18 protein-coding genes are annotated in these 18,949 nt (G+C 58.2%); 15 read left to right on the top strand and 3 right to left on the bottom strand.

Translation table 11 applies throughout. The annotated features are described in order from the left end of the window. The first annotated feature begins 229 nt into the window (after positions 1-229). The 5 genes from pyrG (at position 230) to ispD (ending at position 5,314) form a co-directional block, all read left to right on the top strand. Positions 230-1,861 carry a CTP synthase gene (gene pyrG, locus PSH88_RS24710; RefSeq protein ID WP_305423197.1) on the top strand — a complete coding sequence of 544 codons (1,632 nt, stop codon included), beginning with the start codon at positions 230-232 and terminating at the stop codon, positions 1,859-1,861. Between the two features lie 5 nt (positions 1,862-1,866). Beyond that, complete coding sequence (gene kdsA, locus PSH88_RS24705) at positions 1,867-2,712, top strand: 3-deoxy-8-phosphooctulonate synthase (RefSeq protein WP_008072675.1); 846 nt, start codon at positions 1,867-1,869, stop codon at positions 2,710-2,712. Positions 2,713-2,869: 157 nt separating this feature from the next. Then, positions 2,870-4,159, top strand: a complete 1,290-nt coding sequence (gene eno / locus PSH88_RS24700) for a phosphopyruvate hydratase (protein ID WP_007907175.1) — start codon at positions 2,870-2,872, stop codon at positions 4,157-4,159. A 172-nt stretch (positions 4,160-4,331) separates the two neighbouring features. Next, a complete protein-coding gene (gene ftsB, locus PSH88_RS24695; RefSeq protein WP_007907178.1) occupies positions 4,332-4,610 on the top strand; it encodes a cell division protein FtsB in 279 nt (92 codons plus the stop codon). Then, complete coding sequence (ispD, locus tag PSH88_RS24690) at positions 4,607-5,314, top strand: 2-C-methyl-D-erythritol 4-phosphate cytidylyltransferase (RefSeq protein WP_305423196.1); 708 nt, start codon at positions 4,607-4,609, stop codon at positions 5,312-5,314. The genes ftsB and ispD overlap by 4 nt, the downstream gene beginning before the upstream one ends. Before the next feature lie 83 nt (positions 5,315-5,397). Here ispD and PSH88_RS24685 read toward each other — a convergent pair whose 3' ends face one another. Then, positions 5,398-6,294 carry a LysR substrate-binding domain-containing protein gene (locus PSH88_RS24685; protein ID WP_305423195.1) on the bottom strand — a complete coding sequence of 299 codons (897 nt, stop codon included), beginning with the start codon at positions 6,292-6,294 and terminating at the stop codon, positions 5,398-5,400. Between the two features lie 106 nt (positions 6,295-6,400). Between PSH88_RS24685 and PSH88_RS24680 the strand changes: the two genes are divergently transcribed. The 8 genes from PSH88_RS24680 to rpoS all read left to right on the top strand — a co-directional run bounded on the left by PSH88_RS24680 (position 6,401) and on the right by rpoS (position 13,536). Beyond that, entirely contained in the window at positions 6,401-7,513 is a 1,113-nt protein-coding gene (locus tag PSH88_RS24680; RefSeq protein ID WP_305423193.1) for an S-(hydroxymethyl)glutathione dehydrogenase/class III alcohol dehydrogenase, read from the top strand. Between the two features lie 8 nt (positions 7,514-7,521). Then, positions 7,522-8,367 carry an S-formylglutathione hydrolase gene (fghA, locus tag PSH88_RS24675; RefSeq protein WP_305423192.1) on the top strand — a complete coding sequence of 282 codons (846 nt, stop codon included), beginning with the start codon at positions 7,522-7,524 and terminating at the stop codon, positions 8,365-8,367. Positions 8,368-8,410: 43 nt separating this feature from the next. Continuing rightward, the gene (ispF, locus tag PSH88_RS24670) at positions 8,411-8,884 is read left to right on the top strand and encodes a 2-C-methyl-D-erythritol 2,4-cyclodiphosphate synthase (RefSeq protein WP_305423191.1); all 474 of its coding nucleotides are present in this window, start codon (positions 8,411-8,413) and stop codon (positions 8,882-8,884) included. Beyond that, positions 8,881-9,939, top strand: coding sequence for a tRNA pseudouridine(13) synthase TruD (gene truD, locus PSH88_RS24665; protein WP_305423190.1), 1,059 nt, complete (start codon positions 8,881-8,883; stop codon positions 9,937-9,939). The genes ispF and truD overlap by 4 nt, the downstream gene beginning before the upstream one ends. Then, positions 9,927-10,676 carry a 5'/3'-nucleotidase SurE gene (surE, locus tag PSH88_RS24660; protein WP_305423189.1) on the top strand — a complete coding sequence of 250 codons (750 nt, stop codon included), beginning with the start codon at positions 9,927-9,929 and terminating at the stop codon, positions 10,674-10,676. Before truD ends, surE begins: the two co-directional genes overlap by 13 nt. Before the next feature lie 41 nt (positions 10,677-10,717). Continuing rightward, a complete protein-coding gene (locus tag PSH88_RS24655; protein ID WP_177318845.1) occupies positions 10,718-11,353 on the top strand; it encodes a protein-L-isoaspartate(D-aspartate) O-methyltransferase in 636 nt (211 codons plus the stop codon). 211 nt (positions 11,354-11,564) lie between these two features. Next, entirely contained in the window at positions 11,565-12,422 is an 858-nt protein-coding gene (locus PSH88_RS24650; RefSeq protein ID WP_305423188.1) for a peptidoglycan DD-metalloendopeptidase family protein, read from the top strand. A gap of 106 nt (positions 12,423-12,528) precedes the next feature. After that, positions 12,529-13,536, top strand: coding sequence for an RNA polymerase sigma factor RpoS (rpoS, locus tag PSH88_RS24645; RefSeq protein ID WP_007907200.1), 1,008 nt, complete (start codon positions 12,529-12,531; stop codon positions 13,534-13,536). 487 nt (positions 13,537-14,023) lie between these two features. Here the strand turns inward: rpoS and fdxA are convergent, their stop codons facing one another. Together fdxA and mutS are read right to left on the bottom strand one after the other, a co-directional pair. Continuing rightward, entirely contained in the window at positions 14,024-14,347 is a 324-nt protein-coding gene (gene fdxA / locus PSH88_RS24640) for a ferredoxin FdxA (RefSeq protein ID WP_305423187.1), read from the bottom strand. Positions 14,348-14,489: 142 nt separating this feature from the next. Then, positions 14,490-17,069, bottom strand: coding sequence for a DNA mismatch repair protein MutS (mutS, locus tag PSH88_RS24635; protein WP_305423186.1), 2,580 nt, complete (start codon positions 17,067-17,069; stop codon positions 14,490-14,492). A 200-nt stretch (positions 17,070-17,269) separates the two neighbouring features. Here mutS and PSH88_RS24630 point away from each other — a divergent pair, with 200 nt between their 5' ends. Next, complete coding sequence (locus PSH88_RS24630) at positions 17,270-18,004, top strand: XRE family transcriptional regulator (protein WP_305427054.1); 735 nt, start codon at positions 17,270-17,272, stop codon at positions 18,002-18,004. Positions 18,005-18,523: 519 nt separating this feature from the next. Beyond that, positions 18,524-18,871: a phage holin family protein gene (locus tag PSH88_RS24625; protein ID WP_038979169.1), complete on the top strand. Its 348-nt coding sequence runs from the start codon at positions 18,524-18,526 to the stop codon at positions 18,869-18,871. Positions 18,872-18,949: the final 78 nt, after the last annotated feature.

The following is an 18,949-nucleotide window of genomic DNA, read 5'->3' as shown; positions in this document are numbered from 1 at the left end:
GTGGATTCGCCTGAATCGCAGGAGTTGCCGATTACCAAGCAGTCTTTGCTGGGCGATTCCAAAAAATGTGTAGCGAGCAACCTACCGGTGTTTCATCTACCGGTCTGTCCCAACGCGGCGGTTTTTTTGAAAGATGCACTGTGATTAATGCAGGTGATCGGGGGCTTCGGCCTTCCTTCGCTTTCCCCGGCGGCTCGGACCGCTTTAACGCAGACTTCTAGGGTTTTTCATGACGCGCTACATATTCGTCACGGGCGGTGTTGTTTCTTCATTGGGGAAAGGCATTGCCTCGGCTTCATTGGCGGCCATCCTGGAGGCGCGGGGACTTAAGGTCACCATGCTGAAGCTGGACCCGTACATCAACGTTGACCCGGGCACCATGAGCCCGTTCCAGCACGGTGAAGTGTTCGTCACCCACGACGGCGCCGAGACCGACCTGGACCTGGGCCACTACGAGCGGTTCATCCGCACGACCATGACCCAGAACAACAACTTCACCACCGGCCGTGTCTATGAACACGTCCTGCGCAAAGAGCGTCGTGGTGATTACCTGGGCGCAACCATTCAGGTGATCCCGCACATCACCGACGAAATCAAGCGCCGGATCATCAAGGGCGCCGGCGATGCCGACGTGGCCATGGTCGAGATCGGTGGCACCGTGGGTGACATCGAGTCGCAACCGTTCCTCGAAGCGATCCGTCAATTGCGTTTCGAAGTCGGCGCCAAGCGCGCGATGCTGATGCACCTGACGCTGGTGCCGTACATCGCCACGGCCGGCGAAACCAAAACCAAACCAACTCAGCACTCGGTCAAGGAACTGCGTTCCATCGGCTTGCAGCCAGACGTGCTGGTGTGCCGCTCCGATCACCCGATCGACATCTCTTCGCGTCGCAAGATCGCGCAGTTCACCAACGTTGAAGAACGTGCGGTGATCGCGCTGGAAGACGCCGACACCATCTACAAGATCCCGGGCATTCTGCACTCCCAGGGCCTGGATGATTTCGTTGTCGAGCGTTTCGGCCTGCAATGCGACAGCGCCGATCTGTCCGAGTGGGAAGCGGTGGTGGATGCCAAGCTGAACCCGGAACACGAAGTCACCATCGCCATGGTCGGCAAGTACATGGAGCTGCTGGACGCCTACAAGTCGCTGATCGAAGCGATGAGTCACGCCGGCATCAGCAACCGCACCAAGGTCAACCTGCGCTACATCGATTCCGAAGACATCGAAAACCAGGGCACCGCGCTGCTGGAAGGCGTCGACGCGATTCTGGTACCGGGCGGCTTTGGTCTGCGTGGTGTTGAAGGCAAGATCACTGCCGTTCAATACGCTCGCGAAAACAAGGTTCCGTACCTGGGCATCTGCCTGGGCATGCAAGTGGCCGTTATCGAGTTCGCTCGTAACGTCATGGGCTGGAAAGACGCCAACTCCACCGAGTTCGATCGCGCCAGCGGTCACCCGGTCGTGGGTCTGATCACCGAGTGGGAAGATGCCACCGGCGCAGTCGAAACCCGCACCGAAACCTCCGATCTGGGCGGCACCATGCGCCTTGGCGCTCAGGATTGCCTGCTTGAGCCAGGTTCCCTGGTGCACGATTGCTACGCCAAGGATGTGATCGTCGAGCGTCACCGTCATCGCTACGAAGTGAACAACAACCTGCTGCCACAAATCATCGAGGCCGGTCTGAAAATCTCCGGTCGCTCCGGTGATGGCGCGCTGGTTGAAGTGGTCGAAGCGCCGGATCATCCATGGTTCGTCGCTTGCCAGTTCCACCCTGAGTTCACCTCGACACCACGCGATGGTCACCCATTGTTCAGCGGCTTCGTCAAAGCCGCTTTGGCCCAACACCAGAAGAAGGCGTAAACCTGATGGCGCAGAAAATCATCCGCGTAGGCAACATCGAGATTGCCAACGACAAGCCAATGGTGCTGTTCGGCGGCATGAACGTGCTGGAAAGCCGCGACATGGCGATGCAGGTCTGCGAAGAGTACGTAAAGGTCACCGAGAAACTCGGTATCCCTTACGTGTTCAAGGCCAGTTTCGACAAGGCGAACCGTTCTTCTGTGACCTCTTACCGTGGCCCCGGCCTGGAAGAGGGCATGCGGATTTTCCAGGACATCAAGCAAGCCTTTGGCGTGCCGGTCATCACCGACGTCCACGAGCCTGATCAGGCCGCGGTCGTCGCGGAAGTCTGCGACATCATCCAGTTGCCGGCCTTCCTGTCGCGCCAGACCGACCTCGTGGTCGCGATGGCCAAGACCGGCGCGGTGATCAACATCAAGAAAGCCCAGTTCCTTGCGCCTCAGGAAATGAAACACATCCTGAACAAGTGCGTAGAAGCGGGTAACGATCAGTTGATCCTCTGCGAGCGTGGTTCGAGCTTCGGCTACAACAACCTGGTCGTCGATATGCTTGGCTTCGGCATCATGAAGCAGTTCGAATACCCGGTGTTCTTCGACGTGACCCACGCGCTGCAAATGCCCGGCGGTCGCTCCGATTCCGCTGGTGGTCGTCGTGCCCAGGTCACCGACCTGGCCAAGGCCGGCATGAGCCAGTCGCTGGCCGGTCTGTTCCTCGAAGCACACCCGGATCCGGACAACGCCAAATGCGACGGCCCTTGCGCCTTGCGTCTGGACAAACTGGAACCCTTCCTGGCCCAACTCAAAGCACTGGACGAACTGGTGAAGAGTTTTCCGACGGTAGAAACCGCGTAAACCTCAATTCTCCGGTAAAGTACCGCACGATTTAATGCTCAAGCCCTCGGGCTTGAGCCTTATCGTCCGGCAAGCCTGCCCGCTGTCTGTCACTTGCCGACGATAAAAGATTTCCTTCAGCTGCGTCGTTTTCGTCAACTTTGGAGTGTTTACAACAATGGCAAAAATCGTCGACATCAAAGGTCGTGAAGTTCTCGACTCCCGTGGCAATCCCACTGTGGAAGCAGACGTGCTTCTCGATAACGGCATCATCGGCAGCGCTTGCGCGCCATCCGGTGCTTCCACTGGCTCGCGTGAAGCACTCGAGCTGCGTGATGGCGACAAGAGCCGTTACCTGGGCAAAGGCGTTCTGAAAGCCGTCGCCAACATCAACGGTCCGATCCGCGATCTGTTGCTGGGTGCAGACCCAAGCGACCAGAAAGCGCTGGATCACGCGATGATCAAGCTGGACGGCACCGAAAACAAAGCGACCCTGGGCGCCAACGCGATCCTCGCCGTTTCCCTGGCCGCGGCCAAGGCAGCAGCACAGGACCAGGACCTGCCGCTGTACGCGCACATTGCTAACCTGAACGGCACCCCGGGTGTTTACTCGATGCCGGTTCCGATGATGAACATCATCAACGGTGGCGAGCACGCTGATAACAACGTCGACATTCAGGAATTCATGGTTCAGCCGGTAGGCGCCAAGTCTTTCTCGGAAGGTCTGCGCATGGGCACCGAGATTTTCCATCACCTCAAAGCTGTACTGAAGGCCCGTGGTCTGAGCACTGCCGTCGGTGACGAAGGTGGTTTCGCGCCGAACCTTGCCTCCAACGAAGACGCTTTGAAAGTGATCTCCGAAGCCGTGGCCAACGCCGGTTACAAGCTGGGCACCGACGTGACCCTGGCTCTGGACTGCGCAGCTAGCGAATTCTACGAAGACGGCAAGTACAACCTGTCCGGCGAAGGCCAGGTGTTCACCGCTGAAGGTTTCGCCGATTACCTGAAAGGTCTGACCGAGCGTTACCCGATCATCTCCATCGAAGACGGTCTGGACGAGTCCGACTGGGCTGGCTGGAAAATCCTCACCGACAAGATCGGCGAGAAGACTCAGCTGGTGGGTGACGACCTGTTCGTGACCAACACCAAGATCCTGAAAGAAGGCATCGATAAAAAGATCGCCAACTCGATCCTGATCAAGTTCAACCAGATCGGCACCCTGACCGAAACCCTGGAAGCCATCCAGATGGCCAAGGCCGCTGGTTACACCGCCGTAATCTCGCACCGTTCCGGCGAAACCGAAGATTCGACCATTGCCGACCTGGCTGTGGGCACTGCGGCTGGCCAGATCAAGACCGGCTCCCTGTGCCGTTCCGACCGTGTTTCCAAGTACAACCAACTGCTGCGTATCGAAGAGCAGTTGAATGGCAAAGCCAAGTACAACGGTCGCAGCGAGTTCCGCGGCTGATTGCTAAACGGTAAAAAAGACACCGGATTGTGTCGGAAAAATCGCGACAGCGACGGATTTGCCACTAATCTGATGCCTTAAGAGCACAAGCCTGGTTCTTCCAGGCTTCGTGCTATCAGAAGCTTCAAAGTTTTGGCATGGCTGTCTTTTTTCACTGGATACCTGATATTCGATGCGCAGTCCCAATTGGTTGTTCCTCGTCCTGCTCTTGCTGCTGGCTGGCCTGCAGTACCGCCTGTGGGTGGGTAATGGCAGTCTGGCGCAAGTGGCCGAGCTGAAGCAGCAGATTGCGGATCAACACGCCGAGAACGAGGCGTTGCTGGAGCGTAATCGGGTGATGGACGCCGAAGTCAGCGAATTGAAGAAGGGCATGGAGACCGTTGAAGAACGGGCTCGTCATGAGTTGGGCATGGTCAAGGACGGTGAAACCCTTTACCAGTTGGCCCAATGATTAATTCGTTACCGGCCTTCTGGGCCGTGATTCCTGCCGCGGGCGTCGGTGCCCGTATGGCCGCGGACCGCCCCAAGCAATACTTGCAACTGGGCGGGCGCACTATTCTCGAACACAGCCTCGGCTGTTTCCTCGATCACCCTGCCCTGAAAGGGTTGGTGGTCAGTCTTGCAATTGATGATCCTTACTGGCCGAACCTGGCGTGTGCTACTGATCCGCGTATTCAGCGGGTCGAAGGTGGCGCCGAGCGTTCCGGGTCGGTGCTCAATGCCTTGCTGCATCTGCATGCACAAGGCGCTGATGATGAGGATTGGGTGTTGGTTCACGATGCCGCACGACCGAATCTGGCGCGTGATGATCTCGATAAATTGCTCAGTGAGCTGGCCGACGATCCGGTAGGCGGTTTATTGGCGGTGCCTGCGCGCGATACCCTCAAGCGGGTCGACAAGCATGGGCGCGTTCTGGAAACGGTGGATCGCAGTGTGATCTGGCAGGCCTATACGCCTCAAATGTTTCGCCTTGGCGCGTTGCATCGGGCGTTGGCGGACAGTCTGGTGGCGGACGTTGTTGTCACCGATGAAGCCTCGGCCATGGAGTGGTCGGGTCAGGCGCCGCGTCTGATTGAAGGGCGATCCGATAACATCAAGGTCACTCGCCCCGAAGACCTTGAATGGTTGCGGCAGCGTTGGACTAACCGCCGCTAAGTCTTTTCGTGTTCAGGCGGGCCTCCGCCTCGCGAAAGCGGTAGCTGAGGCAATGAACCTGTCATTGACACTCACGGATAGAGCTAACTCCGGTACTCCGGCCGTTCGGCCAACCCTTCCTTCAAGTAATCCACCAACTTGCGCACCTTCGGCGACAGATGCCGTTGCTGCGGATAAAGCGCCCAAACCGCTGTGTTTGGCGGCTGATGGGCTTCCAGCAGCGAAATCAATTCTCCGTTTTTCAGGTATTCCAGGACGTAGTAATCCGGTAACTGACACAACCCAACCCCTTGTAGCGCGGCATCCAACACCGCCTGCCCACTGTTGCAGCGCCAGTTTCCCTGTACGCGCTGGGAAAATTCCCGCCCGTTCTGTTCCAGTTGCCAGATATCCGAGCTGCCGATGAGGCAATTATGGCGACTCAGCTCCGACAAGCTGTGTGGGCGACCATACCGTTCCAGGTAGGACGGCGAGGCGCACAGGTACATGCGCCGTGGTGCCAGGCGTGTGGCGACCAATCTTGAATCCTGCAGGCGGCCGAGGCGGATGGCCAGGTCCAGCCCTTCATGCACCAGATCGAGCGGTCGATTGCTCAGCTCGATGTCGACGCGCAGTTGCGGATACAACCCCATGAAGCGAGTCACCAGAGGCACAATGAATCGTTCGCCGTAGGCCACGGCACAGGTCATGCGCAGCATGCCCTTGGGTTCGCTGGTCAGATCGCCGACAGCGCGCAGTGCTTCTTCGCGACCGTCCTGCAAACGCTGGCAATGCTGCAAAAAGGTTTGCCCGGCCTCGGTCAGCGTGACTCTGCGGGTGCTGCGATAGAGCAAACGGGTTTGCAGGCGCTCTTCCAGTCGTACGATTTGGCGACTGATGTGAGAGGAAGAAACCCCAAGGCGTTCAGCCGCAGCGGTGAATTGGCTGCACTCGGCCACGGCGACGAACTCATCGATGCCTTCCCAGCGGTTTTCGGACATCAGGATTATCCCTGTATGGCAATAATGTTTTGCTTTTACCCTGATTATTCATCGGATGTCGCTGTATTACACTTCTTGTCTCGTTTTTATTCACTGGAGAGTCAACATGATCAAGTCGCGCGCCGCCGTTGCCTTCGAGGCCAAGAAACCCCTCGAGATCGTTGAAGTCGATGTCGCCATGCCCAAGGCGGGTGAAGTCCTGCTGCGCGTCGTCGCCTCCGGTGTCTGTCATACTGATGCCTACACCCTCTCGGGGGCGGACCCGGAAGGTATCTTCCCGTCGATCCTGGGTCATGAGGGTGGCGCGGTGGTCGAAGCGATCGGCGAGGGCGTGACTTCGGTCGCGGTCGGCGACCATGTGATCCCGCTGTACACCCCGGAATGTGGCAAGTGTAAGTTCTGCCTGTCGGGCAAAACCAACCTCTGCCAGGCGATTCGTGCGACCCAGGGTAAAGGCTTGATGCCGGATGGCACTTCGCGTTTTTCCTACAAGGGCGAAACGATTTTCCACTACATGGGCACCTCGACGTTTTCCGAGTACACCGTGCTGCCGGAAATCTCCGTCGCCAAGATTCAAAAAGAAGCACCCCTGGAAAAAGTCTGCCTGCTGGGTTGTGGCGTCACCACTGGCATCGGCGCGGTAATCAACACTGCCAAGGTCAAACCAGGTGACACCGTCGCCATCTTCGGTCTGGGTGGCATTGGTCTGTCGGCTGTGATTGGCGCGGTCAAAGCCAAGGCAGGGCGGATCATCGCCATCGACATCAACCCGGCCAAGTTCGAGATCGCCAGGCAATTGGGCGCGACCGATTGTGTAAACCCGAAAGACTTCGATCGTCCGATTCAGGAAGTGATCGTCGACATGACCGATGGCGGCGTCGACTTTTCCTTCGAATGCATCGGCAACGTCCAGTTGATGCGTGCTGCACTTGAGTGCTGCCACAAAGGCTGGGGTGAGTCGGTGATCATCGGCGTGGCCGGTGCCGGTCAGGAAATCTCAACCCGTCCGTTCCAACTGGTGACCGGTCGCGTCTGGCGCGGTTCTGCGTTCGGCGGTGTGCGCGGGCGTACCGAGTTGCCAAGCTATGTCGAAATGGCCCAGACCGGCGAGATTCCGCTGGATACCTTCATCACCCACACGATGGGCCTGGAAGATATCAACAAGGCGTTTGACCTGATGCATGAAGGCAAAAGCATCCGTAGCGTCATCCATTTCTGAGGTCGGTAATGAGCCTGGAAAATATCTCCTGCCAGAAAAGCTTCGGCGGCTGGCACAAACGCTATCGGCATCGTTCGGAAGTGCTCGGTTGCGACATGGTGTTCGCCGTATACCTGCCACCGCAAGCGGAGCAGGGCGGTAAACTGCCGGTGCTGTACTGGTTGTCCGGCCTGACCTGCACTGATGAGAACTTCATGCAAAAGGCCGGTGCCATGCGCATGGCCGCCGAGCTGGGGCTGATCATCGTCGCACCGGATACCAGCCCGCGCGGCCCTGATGTGCCGGGTGATCCGGACGGTGCCTGGGACTTCGGTCTCGGTGCCGGGTTTTATCTGAATGCCACGCAGGAACCGTGGTCGCGGCACTATCGGATGCATGACTATGTCGTGCAGGAATTGCCGGCATTGGTCGAAGCGCATTTCCCGACATCGGACAAGCGTGGCATCAGCGGTCACTCCATGGGGGGGCACGGCGCGTTGGTCTGCGCCTTGCGCAATCCGGGGCGTTATCTGTCGGTGTCGGCGTTCTCGCCGATCAACAATCCGATTGATTGCCCTTGGGGCCAGAAAGCCTTTTCCCGTTACTTGGGAGAAGACCGTTCGAAGTGGCGTGAATGGGATGCCTGTGCATTGATTGCCGAGGCTTACGAGAAGCTGCCGCTGCTGGTCGATCAGGGTGATCGCGATGATTTCCTGGCCACCCAGCTCAAGCCTGAAGCCCTGCAACAGGCCGCTAAACTGGCGGGTCATCCGCTGACGTTGCGTCTTCAGCCGGGCTACGACCACAGTTATTTCTTCATCGCCAGCTTCATTGACGACCACTTGCAACATCATGCACGCGCCCTAGGCGTCTAATGCAGGTAGAATCACGCCCTGACAAAAATCGGGGCGTTTTTTTATGCGTATTGGCCACGGCTACGATGTGCACCGTTTCGGTGAAGGCGATTTCATCACACTGGGCGGCGTGCGGATTGCACACAGCTTCGGGCTGCTCGCCCATTCCGACGGTGATGTCCTGCTGCACGCCTTGAGCGATGCCTTGCTCGGCGCAGCTGCGCTGGGTGATATCGGCAAGCACTTCCCTGACACCGACCCGCAATTCAAGGGCGCCGACAGCCGTGTGCTGTTGCGTCACGTTGTCGCGCTGATCCATGCCAAGGGTTGGAAAGTCGGCAACGTCGATAACACCATCGTCGCCCAGGCCCCGAAAATGGCCCCGCATATCGAATCGATGCGCGCGCTGATTGCCGCGGATCTTCAAGTTGAGTTGGATCAAGTGAACGTAAAAGCTACCACCACCGAAAAGCTTGGCTTTGTGGGGCGCGAAGAAGGCATTGCCGTGCACTCCGTTGCTCTGTTGCTGCGCGCATGAACGAACTGCAATTGCTCGGCCCTCGGGCCTATGGTCAAGCCCTCGGCAGTGCGGTATTGAAAGCCACGGCGGAAGATTTCCAGGTTGACGAAGTCCTCGATATTCCCTTCAGCGGCGAAGGTGAACACCTGTGGATCTGGGTGGAAAAGCGCGGTCTGAATACCGAAGAAGCGGCACGGCGCATCGCCAAGGCGGCGGGTGTGCCGTTGCGTACTGTCAGCTATGCCGGCCTCAAGGACCGACAGGCGCTGACTCGCCAGTGGTTCAGCGTGCAACTGCCGGGCAAGGCTGATCCTGATCTGTCGGCGGCGGAAAACGACACGCTGAAAATCCTCAAGACCGGTCGGCATAAACGCAAACTGCAACGCGGTGCCCACTCGGCCAATGGCTTCACCTTGCGCTTGACCCAGTTCGCCGGTGACAAGGCAGCGATTGAAGAGCGTCTGCAGCTGATCGCCAAGCAAGGTATTCCCAATTATTTTGGCGCCCAGCGGTTCGGGCATGACGGCGGCAACGTCGTCGACGCCCGTGCCTGGGCAGCGCGCAAGGCCCTGCCGGAACAACGCAACGTACGTTCGCGGCTGCTCTCCACTGCGCGCAGTTTTCTGTTCAATCAAGTGTTGGCGGCGCGTGTCGTCGATGGCACCTGGCAGCGCGCTCAGGTGGGTGATCTGCTGGCGTTCACCGACAGCCGCAGTTTTTTCCCGGCCGGAGAGGCCGAATGCAGTGACCCTCGCCTGGCGATTCTCGACCTGCACCCGACCGGCCCGCAGTGGGGCGAAGGTGACTCGCCGACGTCAGGCGCTGTCCATGAACTGGAGCAGGTAATCGCCGCGCGCGAAGCGGATCTGCGCGATTGGTTGATTAACGCCGGAATGAGCCACGAACGTCGCATCCTGCGGCTGCCCATTGGCGGGTTGACGTGGCATTATCCCGAGCCTGACATTCTGCAACTGGAATTCGTCCTGCCGGCCGGATGCTTCGCCACCGTATTGGTGCGTGAACTCGTCGATCTGGTGCCGGTGGGGCAGACGGACAGCCCATGCGTATTCTGATTTCTAACGACGATGGGGTAACCGCACCCGGTCTCGCCGCGCTTTATGCTGCGCTGGCGGATTACACCGAATGCGTGGTTATCGCCCCGGACCAGGACAAAAGCGGCGCCAGCAGCTCGCTGACGCTCGACCGTCCGTTGCACCCGCATACCTTGGCCAATGGCTTTATCAGCCTCAACGGCACACCCACCGACTGCGTGCACCTGGGCCTTAACGGCTTGCTGGAACTCGAGCCGGACATGGTGGTTTCCGGCATCAACCTGGGGGCCAACCTGGGAGATGACGTGCTGTATTCCGGCACCGTGGCGGCGGCCCTCGAGGGACGTTTCCTTGGGCGTCCTTCGTTTGCCTTTTCGTTCGTCTCACGGCAAGTAGAGAACCTCCCCACAGCCGCTTATTTTGCGCGCAAACTGGTAGAGGCTCACGCGGACCTTGAACTGCCACCGCGCACGGTACTGAACGTGAACATTCCCAACTTGCCTCTGGAGCACATCCGCGGAATTCAGCTGACCCGCCTCGGCCATCGCGCCCGCGCCGCGGCACCGATGAAAGTGGTCGACCCGCGCGGTAAATCCGGTTACTGGATCGCCGCGGCGGGGGATGCTGAAGATGGCGGCCCGGGTACCGATTTCCATGCGGTGATGCAAGGCTATGTTTCAATCACGCCACTGCAACTGGATCGCACCTTTAATGATGCCTTCAGAAGTCTCGATGGCTGGCTGGAGGGTCTGCGTTAATGGCTCGTGAACAAGACCATATTCTGCATCGCGGTATCGGGATGACCTCTCAACGAACCCGTGAGCGTCTGATTCAGCGCCTCTATGAAGAGGGAATATCCAACGCCAAGGTGCTGGAAGTCATCCGCCGCACCCCGCGTCATCTGTTCGTCGATGAGGCGTTGGCTCATCGCGCCTATGAAGATACGGCGCTGCCGATCGGGCATAACCAGACCATTTCCCAGCCTTATATGGTGGCTCGCATGAGCGAGCTGCTGCTGGAAGCCGGTCCGTTGGACAAGGTGATGGAAATCGGCACCGGTTCGGGTTACCAGACGGCGGTGCTGTCGCAATTGGTCGAGCGGGTTTTTTCCGTGGAGCGCATCAAGGTTCTGCAAGACCGGGCCAAGGAGCGCCTGGTGGAGCTGAACCTGCGCAACGTGGTGTTTCGCTGGGGCGATGGCTGGGAAGGCTGGCCGGCGCTGGCGCCTTACAACGGCATCATTGTCACCGCCGTGGCCACCGACGTGCCTCAGGCACTGCTCGATCAGTTGGCACCGGGTGGGCGACTGGTCATTCCGGTCGGCTCCGGTGAAGTTCAACAATTGATGTTGATCATCCGTGAAGAACAGGGCTTTTCAAGACGTGTTCTGGGGGCGGTGCGCTTTGTGCCATTGCTCAATGGGCCGTTGGCCTGAGCATTTGTTTAAGCACGCTGAATTCTCTTCGATTGCCTGGGTCTTACAGCGGCATCGATTGGTTAAACGGAATTCATCGTCAGGCAGCAAACGTGTGCGTGAAGCGAGTTCGCTTCATTAAAGGTAAAGCCTGTTCGGCCCGTTATACTTTCGACATTTCGTGCCGGAGCACGGCAATCCACATTATCAGCCACCAAAAAGGGAGCGGCGGGTGAGTCTCACAGTCATTGCGCAGCGAATGGGTATAACGAGCTTTCAGCGTCTGGTGACTGGCCTTGTCTTGAGTACCTTGCTGGTCGGATGTTCCAGCACCAAATCAGGGAGTGCGAGCGTCGTCGATCGCAACAACGCGGTCGCCCAGCGTCCGGCCGTGACCACCGGCCAGTACATTGTCCGACCCAAGGACACTTTGTTCTCCATCGCTTTTCGCTACGGTTGGGACTACAAAGCCCTCGCGGCACGGAACAATATTCCTACGCCTTATACGATCCATCCGGGTCAGACAATTCGCTTCGACGGTCGCAGTGGTTCAACACCGACGGCGGTAGTGAGTTCGTCCAGTTCCTCGCCTTCGTCGTCGAGTAAAACCACTGTAATTCGGCGTCAGGCAAATGGCGCGACGACCAGCACAACAGTGCTTGCACCGTCCGTCGCCAACAAGCCGGCACCTGCTCCACTACCTCCTGCCGGTCCGGCCCCGACGGGCTGGGGGTGGCCTTCTAATGGCATTCTGATTGGTAAATTCTCTTCAAACGGTAGTTTGAATAAAGGAATTGATATCGCCGGAGATTTGGGACAGCCTGTTTTAGCTGCGTCTGATGGGACGGTGGTATACGCCGGGAGTGGCTTAAGGGGCTACGGCGAATTAGTCATCATCAAACACAGCGACACCTACGTCAGTGCCTACGGACATAACCGCAGGCTGTTGGTTCGGGAGGGGCAGCAGGTCAAAGTCGGACAGACAATTGCCGAAATGGGGTCAACGGGTACAGACCGGGTGAAACTGCATTTTGAGATTCGCCGACAAGGTAAACCTGTAGATCCGCTGCAATTCCTGCCACGTCGTTGATTTGTTAGCCAGCCTGTTCCGTCACGTAGAGGGAACAGGCTCCAGCGTTGCCAGGGATCAAGGCGCCGCTTGAGCTTGAGGTCGAACTCACCAAAGGACTATAACAATGGCTCTCAGTAAAGAAGTGCCGGAGTTTGACATCGACGATGAGGTTCTCCTGATGGAGACCGGCATCGCCACGGATTCGATGTCGAATGATGAAGGGGATGCACCACCTTCCGTTCGTGCCAAATCCAAACACTCCGCTTCGCTTAAGCAACACAAGTACATCGACTACACACGGGCACTCGATGCCACGCAGCTGTACCTCAACGAAATCGGCTTTTCCCCATTGCTCTCCCCGGAAGAAGAAGTTCATTTTGCGCGCTTGTCGCAAAGTGGCGATCCGGCCGGACGCAAGCGCATGATTGAAAGCAACCTGCGGCTGGTGGTGAAAATCGCCCGGCGTTACGTCAATCGTGGGCTGTCGCTGCTGGACCTGATCGAAGAGGGCAACCTCGGCCTGATCCGGGCAGTAGAAAAGTTCGATCCCGAACGCGGATTCCGCTTTTCGACCTACGCCACCTGGTGGATTCGTCAGACCATCGAGCGCGCGATCATGAATCAGACCCGGACCATCCGGTTGCCGATCCATGTGGTCAAAGAGCTCAACGTGTACTTACGAGCTGCACGGGAGCTGACTCAAAAGCTCGATCACGAACCCTCACCCGAAGAAATCGCCAACCTGCTGGAGAAACCGGTAGGCGAGGTCAAGCGCATGCTCGGCCTGAACGAGCGGGTTTCTTCGGTCGACGTCTCGCTGGGTCCGGATTCGGATAAAACCCTGCTGGACACCCTGACCGACGACCGCCCGACCGATCCATGTGAACTGTTGCAGGACGACGACCTGTCACAGAGCATTGATCAGTGGCTCTCGGAGCTGACCGACAAGCAACGCGAGGTGGTCGTACGCCGCTTCGGCTTGCGAGGTCACGAGAGCAGCACACTTGAAGACGTAGGCCTGGAAATCGGCTTGACCCGGGAGCGGGTCAGGCAAATCCAGGTTGAAGGCCTCAAGCGTCTTCGGGAGATTCTCGAGAAAAACGGCCTGTCGAGTGAGTCGCTGTTCCAATAAGCAACTCGTTCTGCCGGTACAAAAAGCCCCGACTTGGTTTGGGGCTTTTTGTTTCCGGGAATATGAGAAGTGCGTTGTTTTTTGCACCGCCTCAGGTTTGTAGTCTCGTGTTGTAAGACTTTGCTTACTCTTTCGTAAGTGTTCGTTATTTTTACACCCTGGTAGTTGTCTATTTAATCTGTTGTGTTTGTTTATCTTATTGATTTATATGATTATTTTTTTAGATTAACGGCATGTGACAGTCGATTTCAGCGACGGAGGCCGATTGCTCTTAGTGGGGAATTCTCTAGTATTTGAACTGTGTCGACGGATAGACACGCCCTTCAAGGAAGAGGGGAACGGACATCGCAGGAAGCGGTTCATCAGGACGATGAAAAGGAACACAAGGAATAGGGAAAAAATGTGGGCGGGTCAAACCGCCCCTTTTTTTTGCCTGCAGAAAAGCAAAAAGGCCCACAAGGGGGCCTTTTCGAGAACGCGAGGGAAATCAGCGTTCGAGGTGTTCGATTTTGTTTGGCTTGCCATCCCATTCAGCGGAATCGGGCAATGGATCTTTGCGTTCAGTGATGTTCGGCCATACCTCGGCCAATTCCATGTTCAGCTGAATGAAGTTTTCCATGCCGGCCGGCACTTCATCTTCGGAGAAGATGGCCACGGCAGGGCATTCTGGTTCGCACAGTGCGCAGTCGATGCACTCATCCGGGTGAATCACCAGGAAGTTCGGGCCTTCGTAAAAGCAGTCCACCGGACAGACTTCTACGCAGTCGGTGTACTTGCACTTGATGCAGTTGTCGGTGACGACGAAGGTCATTTCTAATTTTCTCCTCAGGCGGCGGCAGCGGAGCCCCTTCACGTTGGGGTCGCCAGGTTTGAGAGCGATAGTCTGCAGGCCAGGCTATTAGCCTGCAGCATCCCAAACCGCGCGAGATTCTAACAGCTTGCAGGCAAGTGCGTTAGATCCGTGTCTTTAGTGTATAGAGCATTTCGAGTGCACGACGCGGTGTTATGTCGTCCAGATCAAGTTTGGCCAGTTCATCCAGCACCGGGTGCGGCAGGCTGGCGAACATGTCGCTCTGCTGCGGCGTGACCGGTTTGCCTTTGGCCGGCTTCGGAACCTCATGAGGCAGCGCTGTGGATTCCAGTCGGCTCAGATGTTCACGAGCACGCACGATCACTTCACTCGGCACACCGGCCAACTGCGCAACCGCCAGGCCATAGCTCTGATTGGCAGGCCCAGGCAACACGTGGTGCAGGAACACGATGCGTTCGTTGTGTTCGGTGGCATTGAGGTGCACGTTGGCCACCAGCGGTTGGGCTTCCGGCAGCACTGTCAGCTCGAAATAGTGGGTGGCGAACAGGGTATAGGCCCGTAGATGCGCCAGACGCTCAGCCGCGGCCCAGGCCAGGGACAGACCGTCGAAGGTGCTGGTGCCGCGACCGACTTCGTCCATCAGTACCAGGCTGCGTTCGGTGGCGTTGTGCAGAATGTTCGCGGTTTCGCTCATTTCGACCATGAAGGTCGAGCGTCCACCTGCCAGGTCATCGCTGGAGCCGATCCGGGTGAAGATTCGGTCGACCAAGGACAATTCGCAACTGGCCGCCGGCACGAAACTGCCGATATGCGCCAACAGTACGATCAATGCGGTCTGACGCATGTACGTGGATTTACCGCCCATGTTCGGGCCAGTGATCACTAGCATGCGTGTGTTGTCGTCAAGGCTCAGGTCGTTGGCCACGAACGGCGTAGTGAGTACTTGTTCGACCACCGGGTGCCGACCTTGGGTGATGCGCATGCACGGCTCGCTGACGAAACGTGGGCAGTTCAGGTCCAGATTCAGTGCACGCTCGGCGAGGTTGCTCAGCACGTCCAGCTCGGCCAGTGCGGCGGCGGTGTCCTGCAAGGGCGGCAATTGGGCGATCAGGTCTTCGAGCAGCGCTTCGTAGAGCATCTTCTCGCGCGCCAGGGCGCGGCTCTTGGCCGACAGCGCCTTGTCTTCGAACGCTTTCAGTTCTGGGGTGATGAAGCGCTCGGCACCCTTGAGCGTCTGGCGACGGATATAGTCCGCCGGTGCCGACTCGGCTTGCTTGCTCGGCAGTTCAATAAAGTAGCCGTGAATGCGGTTGTAGCCGACCTTGAGGTTAGCCAGGCCGGTACGGGCCTTTTCCCGGGCTTCGAGATCGATCAGGAACTGCCCGGCATTTTCGCTGAGCGATTGCAACTCGTCGAGTTCGCTGTCGTAACCGGTTTTCAACACGCCGCCGTCACGGATCACCGCCGGCGGGTTGTCGATGATGGCTTTCTCCAGCAGCGCCGCCAGTTCCGGATAGGTGCTGGTGGTCGTCGCCAGTTGCATGATGTGCGGGGCTTCAAGCTCGGCCATCGCTAGCTGCAACTCTGGCAATGCACCGAGGGCATCGCGCAGGCGCGCCAAGTCACGAGGACGGGCATTGCGCAGGCCGATCCGCGCCAGTATCCGCTCGATGTCACCGATTTCCTTGAGCTGCGGTTGTAGTTTTTCGAAGCGGTAACCGTCGAGCAGGCAAGTGATCGAGCTCTGTCGCGCCAGCAATACGGTCAGATCCCGAAGCGGACGGTTCAGCCAGCGGGTCAGCAGACGGCTGCCCATGGCGGTCTGGCAGCGATCGACCACCGATTGCAAAGTGTTGTCACGACCGCCGGCCAGGTTGGTGTCCAGCTCCAGGTTGCGACGGCTCGCGCCGTCCAGCACCACGGTGTCGTCCAGGCGTTCATGACGCAGGCTGCGCAAGTGGGGCAGGGCGGTGCGCTGGGTTTCCTTGGCATAGCTGAGCAGGCAGCCAGCAGCGCCGATAGCCAAGGTCAGGTTCTCGCAGCCGAAACCTTTCAGGTCCTGGGTGGAAAACTGCTGGCAAAGACTTTTCAGCGCCGAATCACGTTCGAAATCCCACGGCGCACGGCGACGAACCCCACGACGTTTCTCCGCCGGCAAGTCTTTCGGCCAGTCGTCCGGGATCATCAGCTCAACCGGGTTGACCCGCTCCAGTTCCGCCAGCAGGTTTTCCCAGCCCTTGATCTCCAGCACGGTGAAGTTGCCGCTGGTGATGTCCAGCACCGCCAGACCGAACAGACGCTCGTCACCCAGTACCGCCGCGATCAGGTTGTCCCGACGTTCATCCAGCAGCGCTTCATCGCTGACCGTGCCGGGGGTGATAATCCGCACCACCTGACGATCCACCGGGCCTTTGCTGGTGGCCGGGTCGCCGACCTGCTCACAAATCACCACCGACTCGCCGAGCTTCACCAGTTTCGCCAGGTAACCTTCCGCGGCGTGGTAAGGAATCCCACACATCGGAATGGCCTGCCCCGCCGATTGCCCACGAGCCGTCAGGGTGATGTCCAGCAATTTGGCGGCCTTCTTCGCGTCTTCATAGAAGATCTCGTAGAAGTCGCCCATGCGGTAGAACATCAGCTGGTCAGGGTGCTGGTTCTTCAGGCGCCAGTACTGCTGCATCATCGGGGTGTGGGAAGACAGATCGGAGAGGGCTTTATTCATCGGAAATTCAGGAAAACTCGTTGAAAGGTGTAGGGCAAAGGAGGGGCATCGGCCCGGCTTTTCCGCGATGGGCGCAAGATTACCATGGGCGGTCTGCCTGACGCAGGCATGAAAGCCTCCCGGTACATTTCTGCCGACTATGCACGATCTATGCAAATCAGCATTTGTCTTCCGAAAAAAGATCAAGCACTATGCGCGTTATGCAAAAACGCAATGTTTCTACCGTCTTAAGAGCGCTGCTCGATCAGCACGGGATCTCCCCCACGGAGCTTCACCGTCGCACCGGCGTGCCTCAATCCACTCTCTCGCGGATCCTCAGCGGGAAGATCGTCGATCCTTCGGATAAACATATTTCGAAGATTGCCGAATACTTCTCCGTGAGCACCGATCAGTTGCGTGGCCGTGCGGATGTCGCGCGCGCCGCCAGCGCCGGGCGCGATGAGTCGCACTCGGAACTCAAGGACATAAGCCTGTGGGACGACGATACGCCCGTCGATGATGACGAGGTGTCGGTCCCCTTTCTTCGCGAGGTTGAATTGGCCGCTGGATCAGGAAGATTCGTCATCGAAGAGAGCGAGCGCTCTAGCCTGCGCTTCGGCAAGCGTAGCTTGCGCCACAACGGCGTGCAGTTCGACCAGGCTAAATGCGTGACCGTGCGCGGCAACAGCATGTTACCGGTGCTGCGCGATGGCGCCACGGTCGGGGTGAATGCCGGTAAATGCGGGATTGGCGACATCGTCGACGGCGACCTGTACGCCATCAACCACAACGGCCAGTTGCGGGTGAAGCAGCTTTATCGCCTACCGACAGGCATTCGCCTGCGCAGCTTCAATCGCGATGAGCATCCGGACGAGGACTACAGCTTCCAGGAAATCCAGGAAGAGCAAATCGTCATCCTTGGTCACGTCTTCTGGTGGGGCATGTACGCCCGCTAACCTCACCACTGTCAGATAAAACCCGTCGCCCGACGGGTTTTTTTTCGCCTGTCCAAAACCGCCAACGCCTTTGCCTGCGGGGCTTTCATGCGTCTATGCATTGGTGATGCATAAATAAATGCATTTATGCATTGACTGTATATGCATCCATGCATATTCTTTGTCTCAAGCCACTCAACAAAGCGGCTCGAAACGAAGCTTTTTAGTTCCACCACAAAGGCAGCGATGAACCGGCCTCAACGGTTCAGAGGGTTGGCAACTGACCCGGGTGTGCAGCGTAAAGCACCAGAAGCAGTTATCCGGCGGGCAGGGACCGCGGTCGGAAAAACAATTTGAATGGATCCGTACCGCGCCAGTAGCGCCGAAAGATCAACTCCCTTCAGGCCATTGGCCAAGGAAGGCGAAGGACCGCATTACTGAAAAGCCCGGCCAATGCCGGGCTTTTTGGAATGCCTACCTCAAGAGACATCGTTTGAACTCAACACATATCACTCATCAATCACCCCCAGGAGGCGTGACATGACAAACGAGCAACAAGCGTTGCTGGACATGCCGATCTGGCTGGTCATCGTTCTCGCCCTGGTGGGCGGGGTGTCCGGCGAAATGTGGCGCGCCGACAAGGAGGGCGCCCGTGGCTGGTCGCTGCTGCGGCGTCTGGCGCTGCGTTCCGGGGCCTGCATGATCTGCGGGGTCTCGGCAATCATGCTGCTGTACGCCGCCGGCGTGTCGATCTGGGCCGCCGGTGCCTTTGGCTGCCTGACGGCGATGGCCGGTGCGGACGTGGCCATAGGGCTTTACGAACGTTGGGCCGCCAAGCGGATTGGTGTTTGTGAGGTTCCACCGCGCGATACGTCTCAGGATCATTGATCTCTCAATCCGAAGGAGCGTCGTCCAGAGTGCATACCGCACTGACCCGCAAGGACGCGGGTTTCCCACGGCCAGTAC

This window comes from Pseudomonas wuhanensis (assembly GCF_030687395.1).
GTDB classification, from domain to species: domain Bacteria; phylum Pseudomonadota; class Gammaproteobacteria; order Pseudomonadales; family Pseudomonadaceae; genus Aquipseudomonas; species Aquipseudomonas wuhanensis.
Note: the sequence above shows the minus strand (reverse complement) of the source record. Positions and strands in the feature narration are given on the sequence as shown.